We start from the raw sequence: 13,264 nt of genomic DNA, 5'->3' as shown, positions 1-13,264 counted from the left end.
AAAATTACATCAATTGATAATCGTTATCATTGCATAAAAGCCAACTATCAATAGCCACATTATCAATCTAAAAAACCAACTCAACAATAAACCATTGTTATAAAAAAGTTTTAAGTGGCTACATTTTGCTACGAACTTTTGATTTGGGAACAATAGGGACAATGCTAGAGTGATCTCGTTAACATTTGGAAAACATAGTTAACACCCCACCCAGGGATAGAACAATAAAGTAACAGGTGAAATAATGATAAAAAATAATCTTTTAGGTGCTAGCATCAAGCTTGCTCTATGCTCATCGGCGCTTGCTATTTCAGGTCAGTCATTTGCTGCTGATGAAGAAGTAAAATCAATCGACCGTATAGAAGTAACTGGTTCACGTATTTTACGTGAAGGTGCTATTGCCCCTGCTCCAGTAACTGTTATCAGTGGTGAAGACTTAGTTAACACAGGTGCTGTAAATATTGGTGAAGCACTAAATAAATTACCAGCCCTTGGTAACACTTATTCACTAGCAAACTCAGGTCGTTTTATCGGTACTGCTGGTCTAAACATTCTTGATTTACGCAATATGGGTACAGACCGCACACTTGTACTTGTTAATGGTAAACGCCATGTTTCTAGCTCTGCAGGTTCTCAATCTGTTGATACCAATACAATTCCAAGCACATGGGTAGAGCGTGTTGAGATCATCACAGGTGGTGCATCAGCTGTATACGGTGCCGACGCTGTAACAGGTGTAGTTAACTTTATTCTTAAAAAGAACATCGAAGGCTTAAGTGTTAGTGTTACTAAAGGCGCCTCTGAACTAAGTGACTACAAAAACGAAAAAGCAACGTTTTCATACGGCACGAATTTCGATAATGACCGTGGTAACGTAGCCTTTGCTGTTGAATATTCAGGCCAAAATACATTAAATGCGCTTGATCACCCATGGACTGATGGCTCTTTCTTTAGCTTGCGTAACCCAGCTCAAAACGAAGAAAACAAAGACGATCCAAATTTCCCTGATAGAATTTACACACCAAACGCTGGCTATTATGCGATTAATAATGCAGGTGTTTTTGCATCAAGCAATGGCTATGTTAACTCATTCAATCCAGATGGCAGCCTTCGTGACATTTATATAGGTGACCGAGTAGATGGTCTTGCATGTGCTGACTGTGATTCATTCAACCTTGCACAATTCAATGAAATTCAGCCTGAATTTGAACGCTACAACGTAAACTTCAAAGTTAACTATGACGTTGCTGAAGACATGAATGCTTATTTCGAAGCAAAATATGTAAACAGCGAAGGCGAAAGCATTGGCCAGCCAGCATTTTTCTTCTTTAACCCAAATAACAGCATCAAGATTGACAACCCATATCTTGACTCGAGTGTTAAAGATCTAATGGAACAAGAAGGTGTTAGCTCAATCATGGTTAACCGTATGATGACAGATTTAGGTCGTCGTATCGAAAACAACACTCGTGAAACAACCCGTTTTGTTGCTGGTTTGAGAGGCACAGTATTCACTGATTGGGAATTAGATGCATCAGTTGTTCATGGCCAAACAGACTTAGAGCGTATTAATGGCGCTAACATGATTATGGCAAACTACTACAATGCTCTTGACGCTATTGATGATGGCGAAGGTAATATTGTTTGTCGTAGTGAAGAAGCACGCGCTGAAGGCTGTGTACCGGTAAACATCATGGGCTTTGGCGCACCAAGCCAAGAAGCAATTAATTACATTAATACGGTATCAACAGGTACTTCTGAGATTACTCAGACAGTAGTAACTGCATCACTTGCAAACTCAGCAATCTATGAATTACCAGCGGGTTATGTTGGCTTTGCTGCTGGTGTAGAATACCGTAAAGAAGAAAGTGAAACTAAAGAGCCAGATAATGCAGTAGGTACATTCTTCAACGCACTGGGTGAAGATAAAGGTGATTTTGATGTAAACGAGATTTACTTCGAAGCATCTATCCCATTACTAGCTGACTTACCACTTGTTCAAGACCTAGTACTTGATACAGCAGTACGTTACGCTGACTACAGCACAATTGGCGATGCAACAAGCTGGAAAGTTGGTTTAGATTGGACAGTAAACGAACAACTACGTGTTCGTGCAACACAATCTGAAGCACTTCGCGCACCTAACATTGGTGAGATCTTCGGTGCACCGAGCCAAACATTCTACAACGTTGATGACCCTTGTTTAGCTGATAACCTAGATGATTTACAAAATTCAGAGGTTCGTCGTGCAAACTGTGCTGCTTTAGGTGTTCCTGCAGGCTTTGAATCAGATTACGACTCACAAACCCTTGAAGGTTTAGTAAGTGGTAACAGAGACGTTAAAGGTGAAGAGTCAACTAGTACAACTATTGGTTTAGTTTACCAACCGTCATTCCTAGAAAACTCTGTTATTACAATCGACTATTGGAAAATTGAATTAGAAGACGCAATCTCAACAATTGCCTCTCAAGAAATTCTTGACCGCTGTGTTGACGCTGAAGGCGGTATCAATAACCAATATTGTAATCTAATTACACGTGATAGCACATCACATGAAATTACACTGATTCAAAACTCAGTATTAAACGTTTCTGGTCAAGAAGCATCGGGTGTTGACTTTGAGTTAGGTTATGATTTTGACGCACTAGAAGGCAACTTCTCTACACGTTTAATTGGTACATACCTAATTGAACGTAAAGACTTCCCGTTCCAAGATCAACCTGAAGATTACATCGAGTATGCTGGTACAACTGGTGAAGCGAAATGGCAAGCTAACTTAACTATCTCTTATAAGCGTGATGGTTTCTTTGCAACGTTTGATACACGTTACCTAGATGAAGTAAGCCTTTACACAGACCAAGAGTTAGAAGATAACCCGAATCCAAATAGCTTAATGAAGTTTGGTAGCTATGTTATTTCTGACGCAACAGTTGGTTATAACTTCGAAAGCGGCTTTGGCGTTAAAGTAGGTGTTGATAACATCTTTAACCGAGAGCTTCCATTCGGTACTCGAGGCACAGGCTCAGGTAGTGCAAGTTACGATAACATCGGTCGTTTCGGCTACTTAAGACTATCTTACGATTTCTAATCGTTAAAAACTTTGATTCTCTTAGGGCTGCACATTTGTGCAGCCCTTTTTCTATCAGATATTAAAAAAAATACCCTATTCCAATCATTTACTTAAAATCTACCAATTCGCGCTATACTCTACCCTACCGGTCTTTTAACCTAATAAAGCCATGCTTAAAACAGTATTTATCACTATCTGTCTATTTTACCTGCCTGGTGTTTTTGCCAAGCAAAGTATTATTTTTATTAATCCAGGTCATGCAGATACCAATGTAACAGGCCCGTTTTGGTTTGAAGTGTCGCAGTTGATGCAAAACGCTGCAAAAGACTTTGATCTCGATTTAACTATTCATTATGCCAATCGAAATCATATTGAAATGAAATCTTTAGTGGCTAAAGCAATCAAAGCTAAGCCAGATATGCTCATTTTAGTTGATGAGAAAAGTGTGCTTACGCAACAGCTTTTAAGCTTGTCTCCTGTACCTACACCCATCTATTTTTTACTCAACCGCCCATCTAAGCAAGAGCTAAAACTTATGAGTGATCATGGTATTAATGTCACTGGTAGCGTAGTACCCGATAACAAACAAGCAGGCCAATTATTAGCCAACAAACTAATTGAAAAGAGCCAGCAAGCTGCCAACATTTTCGCAATTAATGGAGACTACACCACCCATGCAGCCCTTGATCGGGAGCAAGGTTTAAAGCAAAGTGTGGCATCTAATACTAGTGCAAACATTACTGCTAATACAGTTGCCAATTGGTCAACCAAACAAGCCTACCGTCAAAGCCTTGGTTTTTTTAGGCATCAACCAACTATTAATATTGTTTGGGCGGCAAATGATGCGATGGCGTTAGGGGCAATTGCTGCGCTTGATGAGTTAAACAAACGCAAAAACGTAGTGGTTGGAGCAATTAATTGGCCGCTTAGGGCGGTGGCCGAAAAAATAGATGTCACAATCGGTGGTCATGTTACGCTCGGAGCTTTAGCTATAGTAAATGTTCATGATCTACTCAATAATTACACAACTGGAGCAATGCATCAAGAAGTGGCCATTTTCAGCCAACATAACGAACAAACGCTCAAGCTAGTTGAACAAATTCACAGTGATAACTTAGCAATTAACTTTCGCGTTTTCAGCAAGGCACATGAAAATCCCCTTCCCTTTTGTGTTGAATCACTTCTCTTAGAGGCAACAAAAAGCGCACTGTAAAGGGCGTTGACAGTGCGCTTTTAAAAGGGTTTAAAGCTATAGTGATTGTAAAAAGCTGATTAAATGTGCTCTTTTTTCACTGCTAAGCTCTGTAAATTCACGCTTACTTTTTTCAGCTTCACCACCATGCCATAAAATCGCTTCTTCAAGTGTTGCTGCACGCCCATCATGTAAGAAACCAGCGGCAGGGTTAACTGTTTTCGTTAAACCAATCCCCCAAAGCGGACGCGTTTTCCACTCACGGCCTGTTGCCATAAAATCACGACGGTTGTCTGCGAGCTCTTCACCCATGTCATGCAACAACATGTCGGTAAATGGCCAAATTTCTTGCCCTTTTACTGCCGCAGGCGCTGCAACAGCGCCCAGTAATAAAGCGGCACCATTTGCGGTTACAAAACGAGGCGTATGGCAACCAGTACAGTTTAAATCATCGAATAAACGAGCACCGGCTTTAACACCTTCGTCTGCTACATTACGACGTGCTGGCACAGCAAGTGTTTCTGCGTAAAACACGACCGTATCAGCAAACTCATCACTGGCTTCTGGCAATCCTTGCTCATCAGAACCAGTATCTTGATAGTTAGTACGAGATAAATAACTTTCGTGCATTAATGTATTGGCAATGCTTTCTTCAGGGAACAATGAGTTCGTTACCCCCATGTCACCACGCAGTGCACCCAGAGATTGCTGTCTGACTGATGGTGTACTGGCTTTCCAACCAAATCGTCCAAGTGATACAGGGTTTTCATCACCCGCTTGAGCCTTAACAGCATCAAATACCCAGTTTGCTTTACCAGAAATTCCATCGTTGTCGGCATCATCGACATCTTCAAGCGCTAGAATATCTTGCTCTTCAATCGCTTCAAGCAATCCAAGACCAAAGACAGGCATACCATTACGGGCACTAAAACGTACATCTTCATTGGCAAGGGCACTTAAACTGAAGTTTTCAGGTGAGTCCCATGCATTATCGATAGTAAATATCGGCTTTTTCAACGTGACAGTACTGCCATCTGGGTAGCTAAACTCCGTGTAATCATAGCTTAGATATACATCAGCTTGGCCACCAAAATTATGTGATTGCCAGTCTTCACGGGCTTGTAAAATCCCCCTGTGAAAGAGTTGATCCCCAAACCCTTCAACGCCTGAAACCTGACAAAAATCATTGATACTACTTGGCATTTCACACACGCCATCGGCTAAGCTAACGCGTAAAAAGATCCCAGCATCATTCGCTAACTTCACAGTTTGCTGTTCAGCGGTTGGAACAATAGTACTTGGGCGACCATCTCGTTGGTGACAAGCATTACAGTTATTGTTATTAAAAACAGGCCCTAAACCATCGAGTTCCGGGTGTGCATCATTCGGGGCTGTCGTAAAAGATGTTTCAAAATTAGCATCGCCAGTTAAGTGAATATCGAGTTCTGAATCACTTAAATTAGGCATAGGTGTAGAGAAACCATGGCCTGAATTATTGGTATCGAGGGCTGTCGCATCACCTGCCAACGTAACGACATCAATATAATTTGGATCCGTTTCGCTGCTTGTTGGTGGTGGTGTTGTCGTTTCGGTCGCGCTTTTATCGCTGGTTTTACTTCCACATGCCACTAAAGATATGGCTGTGAAAGCAAATAGAATTGGTTTAATTGCTTTTACATTCATGACGGTATCTTGTAAAGAGGGGAAGCAGATGCTTCCCCAGCGATTATAAATTCCACTCTTTGATAAGTGGCACAACTTCTTCTTCAAGGGTCGCTTGTAATTCACCTAGCGCATCAATCGCTGTTTGAATTCGAACGCGACCAGCATCATCCTTAATCGCTTGTCTAAATGGCATATCATCTGCACCTGCAATGGCATCAATCGCTGCAATCGCTGCTGAAATTTGAGTTTCAACTTTCGCTGCTAGTTCAGCGTCACCGGCATAGATAAATGCTTTAAGACCTGGGCTGTCGTTTTCATCGCTGAATGTGCCTAAAAACACATTTTGTACACCAACAATGTTGTTGCTAAAGTCAGTTAATGAGTTCCAGCTATATTGTGATTCAACCAATGATGTATCAGCTGTGTCTATGCTAGTACCGAATGGTTCTGCAATTTTACCGTTACCTACCTCATCAACAATACCGATAACACCATTGACTAACTCTTCAATAACACCTAACTCAGATGAGTATTTATCATTGCCCGGAGTTAATAAATAATCTTTATAAGCAGGTTCATCATCCGCATTTGCAGAGATAACCCATGCATCAACAAGGCTTTGTGTATGAATATTAAATACTTCAGCACATGCAATTAAGTATTCCATTTCACGCACAGTCATTTCATCAATTGACTTATCGTTATCTTCAACGCCATTACCGAATAATAAGAACTCCATGGTGTGGAAACCTTGTACACCATCGTCAAAGTTCTTTACATTATCAGCCGAGAACGTTGTGTTACTTGCAAGTAGTGCTTCTAAATCAGCGGTATTCAGTGGCCAAGTATCAAGATGTGGATCAATTGATAAACTATCAACAGGACCAAAGATATGTGACTCACCTTGCTCCCAGAATACACGTGCATCTTTCCATGCTTGTTGAGCAGCAGCCAGCGCAGCTTCGTTTTTGTTTTCTAATAATGTCAGTGTCGCGTTATGTAAAACAGCCGCCTTGCTGTTTAGCATTTCATAACCATCAACAATTACTTGCTCAGTTACGTTTTCAATTAAATCTGTTGCGTCATAGCTAAAGCCTGTTACTTCAGTAACAGGTGTGCTTGTATCTGAAGAATCGTCCGAAGAAGACGAACCACATGCAACAAGTGTTGACGCTAAAATGACAGCTGTAATGCTGTTTAATACAGTTTTCATCCCAAGATTCCTTTATAGTTCTGTAGAAAATTTATAGCCAAGAGAGGCGCTAAAGTGAGTCGTGTCATCGATATCGTCTTGTGCGTAATAACGTTGACCGCCCTGAAGTTTTAGAATTAAGTTTTTGTTTGGAAGGTAATTTAAACCAAAGTTAAGCTCACGAATGTCGTAACGATGGATAGCCGCACCACTGGCCACTTCAAGCATTGGGTTGGCATAATCAAACGAGGTAAATACATACAGCGGCGAAGATAAATCAAACAGCCCCTGCATATTATAAGCGGCTTCTACAAATGCAGATTCTGCTTTACTACCAAGCTGTGCAAAGCTTCCCGGACGCAGGCCCGGTGTTGTTTTATTCGCTGCAGTGATAGCAACTGAGTCTTCTAACTCGCCATATAAGTACTGACCACGAAACACAAGATCATCTAACGTCCATGCACCATGTAACCCGAGGATAGATACGTTTCCATCCTCATCGAGTTTGCCCTGATTGCGACGGTTATCTGATGTGTTTGCCGTATAGTAACTAACACCAAAACCTTTACCAGCTTTAACATTGCCATAATCAAGGCGTAATGTGAGCGCTAAATCATCTGCGGTATTTTCTTCAAAGCGTTGCTGTGCACCACCCGCGACCCAATTAGTCGAACGGAAGTATTCAGAGTTAAGACCTGTCGTCACCAATGTTTGCAGTGTAAAGTCAGACCAACGAGAAATTAAGTTAACTCCAGTTTCGTGCCAAACTTGCGGGATCATGGTTGCCTCACCCCAGTGGCGAGTCGTGGTAAAGTATTGATCAGGCTTGTTTAAGTCTGTGCCTAAGCCTACCGGAACATATATATGACCAAACTTGACAGTAAAGTTAGGGTTATATTCATATTCTAGTTGCAGCTTTTCGACAATGACTTCACCACCCGCTTCAACTTCTGATTCAAATTCGCCAAATTCTTCAAAGCCATCGTATTCAAGCGTGGTACCTGTACCGCCATGCTCATACTCAAGTTCAAATTCGACTTTCCACTTATCATCAATTTCATATTCAAACTCAGTGACAACTCGCTCTAAGTCTGTAGTGGCGCGGCGTTCTGGTGAAATATCTTGAACGTTGGCAAACACTTCGTCACTTTTGTAAAGCAAAGTACCATAGCTTTTAAAAGTAAGTTTTGAGTCTTTTTTGCTTGCGACTGAAGCAATTGGGGTTGCTTGCTCAGTAACAACTGGGGCTTTTTGCTGCACTGCAACTTGCTGGGTGTTTTTCGCATCTAATTGACTTTTTAAGTAATCAATCGCTTTTTGTTGTTCAAGGAGTTGTTGTTGAAGTTTTTCGAGTTGGGCTTGCATGTCATCATTCGCAACACTATAAAGTGGAGTCAAAGCCAATGACACCGCGAGAGAAAGTACTGCTTTGTTCATCGTAAAGTGCACCTAAAAATAAAACCAAATGATAATAGTTATCTTTTGCATTGTAAATATTGTTAACTTTACATTTTATCAAAAACGGTAAATTAGATTAAATAAGATTTAATATCTAAGACTATTTCATTGAAAATTAAGCTGGAATGATAATTTGGTGTGCAATAAGGGAGCAATTTACGATAACTGTAAGTTACTTGTTAACAAGCAAACCCACCTGATAGGCTTACTTGTTAACGATAAGACTTGTATTATCTTGATGATAGGATTATTTATTGCTGAGCCAAACTGCTTGATATGGAGTCAGCGACAATGTTTGTGTTTGCTCAGTAATTTGCTCCCCGCTTATTAAATCTCGCCACTGCTCGGTACCAATCAAATTTAAGTCTGCAAGAGTGAGAGTTTGCGTCTCATCACTAATGTTATAAACACAAAACATGCTTTGTGAACGGTTAATACTTTGTCGCCAAAAACCAAATAACCCCTCACTTAAATGTAACGTATATTGCGTCGCATTAGGGTGAAATGCGCTTTGCGCCTTACGAATAGCCATCAAGTTTTTCATCGCTTTAAACACAGTACGATGATGGGCATTTTCATTACTCAGTTTTGCTAGTAAATCTGATTCTTGCCAACGGTGACGGTTAATAGCCCGATTATGTTGACTATTTTCAAAGCGCTCATAATCGTTGGTAGTACCGAGTAAGCTATGAATATACAAACCAGGAATGCCTTCAAGCGCAAACATAATGGCATGTGCACATAAAAAGCGAGCAACTCCCCACTTATCAGGGCCTTTATGGGTACCTTGCAATGCATCAAATAAAGCAATGTTTAATTCATAAGGGGTGTTAGTTCCATCTGGTGCGGTACGAAGTGAGACTTTACCGCCATACTTTGCAGTCGTACTGACCATTTCGGCAATTTCACTTTGCTCCAATAACCCTTCGACAGGCCTTAAACCAATACCATCATGTGAAGCTATAAAGTTAAAGTATGCGGTCCCTTCTTGGGGAGGTGGCATACTCATCATCCAATGCTTTAATGCCGTGCTGTCGCCACTGAGTAAAGTGTGTAACAACAACGGTGGCAATGAGAAGTTGTAAATACAATGCGCTTCGTTGGCATTACCAAAGTACGATAGGTTTTCGCGATTTGGAATATTGGTTTCAGTGATAATAATCACATTAGGCTCAAAGTGCTCAATAAGGGTGCGAAGTAGCCTGATCACTTCGTGAGTTTCAGGTAAATTAATGCAACGGGTATTGAGCTTTTTCCATAAAAAAGCCACCGCATCAAGGCGGAATATACGCACACCATTATCTAAATAATGACGAATAATACTCACAAACTCGTTCAGTACATCTGGGTTGGCAAAATCAAAATCGACTTGGTCATGACTAAACGTACACCACACATGTTGCAAACCATCTTTTGTTTCGACCGCTTGTAAAAGAGGCGATGTACGCGGACGAACAACCTGCACCAGGTCGTCACTCGGGCTTGCCGTTTTAAAATACCCTTTACCCGGCTCTTTGCCTTGAATAAAGTTTTCAAACCAGACACTTCGGCTTGAACAATGATTGATCACCAAATCAGCCATCAATCTAACATCTGCTGAAATATCACGAATATGCTGCCAACTGCCTAACGCTTCATTCACTTGCACATAATTCATTACCGCAAAGCCTTCATCTGAGCTATATGGGTAAAATGGCAAAATGTGCAGTGCATTAAGCTCAGGCAAGCATTGGCTTTTTACAAACCGATGTAAAGTATGCAAAGGTGGCTCTTCAGGCTTTGCCACGGCATCATCCGTATTCGCATGGCGAATGATTGAATCACCATAAGCAATTAAAATCATGTCTTGCTCATCCCAACGGTTTTTATGCGGCGTTGGGTCACGTACAGGATCATCACCTAACATGGTATTGATAAGCCTGTCTGCAAGTTGTTCAATCGAGGTTGATAACTCAACCTCGGCGTAGATACAGGTTAAATGCTGTATAACCCGTTGTTGGAGTAGCTCTAAAGTCACGTGTCTTCTCCGTTAAATAAATTCTTTGTTATCAAGCTCTACGGCTTCTTTTAAGCGAGCAAATACATCTGGCATTGCCGAAGCTACTCGGTTCCAACTCGGCACAAATGGTGCCTCCATTGGGTTTTCTAAGAAGTGCTGACCCGCATTCATAATGTTTTGCGCAAACATTTCAACGGCTTTTTCTTCATGGTGAATATCAAGTGTTAAACCATTCATCAGCGCATCGTTGTGATAAGTTTCGATAAAATCGAGTGCGATACGGTAGTAAGTAGCTTTTAATGAACGAATTGTTTCGCTGGTAAAGGTCACCCCTTGGGTAGCCAGCTTTCTGAATAAAGCTTTAGTAATATCAATCGACATTTTCGACAAGCCCGCTGCTTGGTTTTCAAGCGATAGGTCTTGGTGTTTATGATCATAGTTATCAGCAATATCGACCTGACATAACCGGTTATGCGAATAGTTACGATACATCTCTGATAACACGCCAATTTCGAGACCCCAGTCACTTGGAATACGAATATCATTAAGTACATCGCGACGGAATGAGAACTCACCCGCTAGCGGATAACGAAACGAGTCCATGTATTCTAAATAATCGTTGCTACCTAAAATTGTTTTAAATGAGCGTAATAGCGGTGTTACCAGCAAACGCGACACACGGCCATTAATTTTGCCCTCAGCGGTGCGCGGATAAAACCCTTTACAAAATTCATAGTTAAAACGAGGGTGAGCAACGGGGTAAATTAAACGTGCTAATAGCGCTCTGTCGTAAGTCAAAATATCGCAGTCATGCAGTGCAATTGACTCTACTTTTGAGGTTGCCAACTTATAGCCCATGCAATACCAAACATTGCGACCTTTACCTAGCTCTCGTGGCGCAACGCCCAATTTTTGTAGTTCTTTATCAAGCGCTTGTAAACGCGGGCCATCATTCCAAAGTACCTTATGAGGCTGATCAAGCTCCGCAAAAAACTGCAGTGCATGGCGATATTGGCTTTCATCAGCGCGATCTAGGCCAATGGTAATTTGTGATAAGTAAGGCACATGTTTAAGCTCAGCTATAATATTTTGCAAAGCGGGTCCTTCTAACTCACTGTAAAGTGAGGGTAAAATCAAACCCATAGGACGCTGTTTTGAAAAATCCAATAACTCTTTTTCTAGTTCTTCGACTGGACGGTCAGCAATATTGTGTAAAGTCGTGATAATGCCATTTTGATAGAAATCAGCCATGAGATTGCTCCTGTTTTGCTGCAAAACGCGCTTTGATGATAGTTAACGCAGAAACTTCTTGAACCCAACCTGCTGGGGCTGGTTTTTCGCTTAGCTGCCAAGCTTTTTGTAATATTTGCGATTGTACTTGGCTGCCAGGGTTATTGATTAAAATGGCGGTGTCGGCCGCTTTTAGCATGGCGACATCGTTTTGACTGTCACCGAGCGCTATTACAGTGAATGGATTGCGATAAGCTTTTTTGAACTGATTTAACAACCATTTTTGTGCAAGGCCTTTGTTGTTACCTTTAGTTAGATGAATGAAGCGACCACCAACAAGCACTTCGTATCCTGCTTGACTCATTGCCTCTATCAGACCTTGTTTCTCTTCATCACTGCCAGAAAAGCAAATTGGGTCTGAATATTGACGCTTTAAAGCCAGTTCGCTTTTATCAACGGGTAGCCCTGTTAGTTCGGCTATTTCTTGTGCACTAAATTGACTAAATAAGCGCACACAATGGCTAAATTGACTGGCATATTGTTTAAGATCTTCATGCAATTTATCGGTGCTTTGTGTCATCGCAAAACGCCAATAACCTTGATACTCATCACAGCCAATCGGCTTTACTTTAAAATAATCTTTCGGGATATAAACGGCCGCGCCATTTTCCACAATAAAGGGTTGGTGATGATTTAAAGCTTTTTGAATATCAGTGACTTCTGCAAATGTTTTGCTGGTATTAAAAATGACATTGACACCGGTATCATTCAACTTAGCCAAAAATGGTTTGATCACCTCACATTCGTAACTATCGTGATCAAGCAATGTGCCGTCTAAATCAGTAAAAATAAGTGGTTGAGCAATTTGGTCAGCGAGTAGTTCCATTTTGGTAATATCACGCTCAGTATCAAGCAACAATAAAGCATCAACACTGTGCGCAAGAGTGGCTAAGTTTTCACGCGTAATACGTTCAAAATGAGAGATAAAACGCTTTAAACTCACTTCATCAAACGTGCCCTGCCCTTGGCCTTTTTTGGCAATTAACTTATGCTCTTGCTCTAAGCGCCAAGCATACACATCTTCAAATGATGGCGCTTTTAACATAATGGTGTAATCGGCCATTGCGAATACATTTTGATATTCATTTGCTAAGCAGCTATTTACACAGCGACGCCAAATGCCGTCGGCATCTTCTAGTTGTTCTAATTCATTAACTGGAGTTTGCAGTTGATAAGGTTGCTGAGGTGTACTGGCTACACACCAACCTTCAAAAAACACGATATCTACGGGCTTTTGGTTGCTCGGCCACTGGGCTTGTGGCACTGGATCATCGGTTAGCTTATCAAATTGAGGTAATGGCACATCCACTTTACCTGCCAACAAGGCCGATAAGGTTTGCTCCATTAATTGCGTATCATGCGTACCTGGTACACCACGACTGGCAAACAAGGGATGAA

General features: G+C 41.2%; 8 protein-coding genes. 2 read left to right on the top strand and 6 right to left on the bottom strand.

The window, feature by feature from the left end; translation table 11 throughout:
- The first annotated feature begins 244 nt into the window (after positions 1 to 244).
- A complete protein-coding gene (locus L1267_RS19190; protein WP_235383832.1) occupies positions 245 to 3,088 on the top strand; it encodes a TonB-dependent receptor domain-containing protein in 2,844 nt (947 codons plus the stop codon).
- 151 nt (positions 3,089 to 3,239) lie between these two features.
- Positions 3,240 to 4,283, top strand: a complete 1,044-nt coding sequence (locus tag L1267_RS19185; protein WP_235383831.1) for an ABC transporter substrate-binding protein — start codon at positions 3,240 to 3,242, stop codon at positions 4,281 to 4,283.
- A gap of 36 nt (positions 4,284 to 4,319) precedes the next feature.
- Here L1267_RS19185 and L1267_RS19180 read toward each other — a convergent pair whose 3' ends face one another.
- From L1267_RS19180 to L1267_RS19155, 6 genes are all read right to left on the bottom strand, one after another.
- Positions 4,320 to 5,945: a di-heme oxidoredictase family protein gene (locus L1267_RS19180; RefSeq protein WP_235383830.1), complete on the bottom strand. Its 1,626-nt coding sequence runs from the start codon at positions 5,943 to 5,945 to the stop codon at positions 4,320 to 4,322.
- A gap of 43 nt (positions 5,946 to 5,988) precedes the next feature.
- Positions 5,989 to 7,140 carry an imelysin family protein gene (locus L1267_RS19175; RefSeq protein WP_235383829.1) on the bottom strand — a complete coding sequence of 384 codons (1,152 nt, stop codon included), beginning with the start codon at positions 7,138 to 7,140 and terminating at the stop codon, positions 5,989 to 5,991.
- Between the two features lie 12 nt (positions 7,141 to 7,152).
- Positions 7,153 to 8,556, bottom strand: a complete 1,404-nt coding sequence (locus L1267_RS19170) for a hypothetical protein (protein WP_235383828.1) — start codon at positions 8,554 to 8,556, stop codon at positions 7,153 to 7,155.
- 268 nt (positions 8,557 to 8,824) lie between these two features.
- Complete coding sequence (locus L1267_RS19165) at positions 8,825 to 10,594, bottom strand: sugar phosphorylase (protein WP_235383827.1); 1,770 nt, start codon at positions 10,592 to 10,594, stop codon at positions 8,825 to 8,827.
- A gap of 12 nt (positions 10,595 to 10,606) precedes the next feature.
- Positions 10,607 to 11,827, bottom strand: coding sequence for a glycosyl transferase (locus L1267_RS19160; protein WP_235383826.1), 1,221 nt, complete (start codon positions 11,825 to 11,827; stop codon positions 10,607 to 10,609).
- Positions 11,820 to 13,264 (bottom strand): HAD-IIB family hydrolase (locus L1267_RS19155; protein ID WP_235383825.1); only part of this gene is annotated, 1,445 nt, incomplete at its 5' end. The genes L1267_RS19155 and L1267_RS19160, both read right to left, overlap by 8 nt.

Origin of the sequence: Pseudoalteromonas sp. OFAV1 (assembly GCF_021532595.1) — a bacterium.
Lineage (GTDB): Bacteria > Pseudomonadota > Gammaproteobacteria > Enterobacterales > Alteromonadaceae > Pseudoalteromonas > Pseudoalteromonas lipolytica_C.
Note: the sequence above shows the minus strand (reverse complement) of the source record. Positions and strands in the feature narration are given on the sequence as shown.

Excerpts from the sequence above, each read along its gene's own strand:
- L1267_RS19185 (WP_235383831.1), top strand. The coding sequence starts at position 3,240 with ATGCTTAAAACAGTATTTATCACTATCTGTCTATTTTACCTGCCTGGT.
- L1267_RS19190 (WP_235383832.1), top strand. The coding sequence starts at position 245 with ATGATAAAAAATAATCTTTTAGGTGCTAGCATCAAGCTTGCTCTATGC.
- L1267_RS19160 (WP_235383826.1), bottom strand. The coding sequence starts at position 11,827 with ATGGCTGATTTCTATCAAAATGGCATTATCACGACTTTACACAATATT.
- L1267_RS19170 (WP_235383828.1), bottom strand. The coding sequence starts at position 8,556 with ATGAACAAAGCAGTACTTTCTCTCGCGGTGTCATTGGCTTTGACTCCA.
- L1267_RS19180 (WP_235383830.1), bottom strand. The coding sequence starts at position 5,945 with ATGAATGTAAAAGCAATTAAACCAATTCTATTTGCTTTCACAGCCATA.
- L1267_RS19175 (WP_235383829.1), bottom strand. The coding sequence starts at position 7,140 with ATGAAAACTGTATTAAACAGCATTACAGCTGTCATTTTAGCGTCAACA.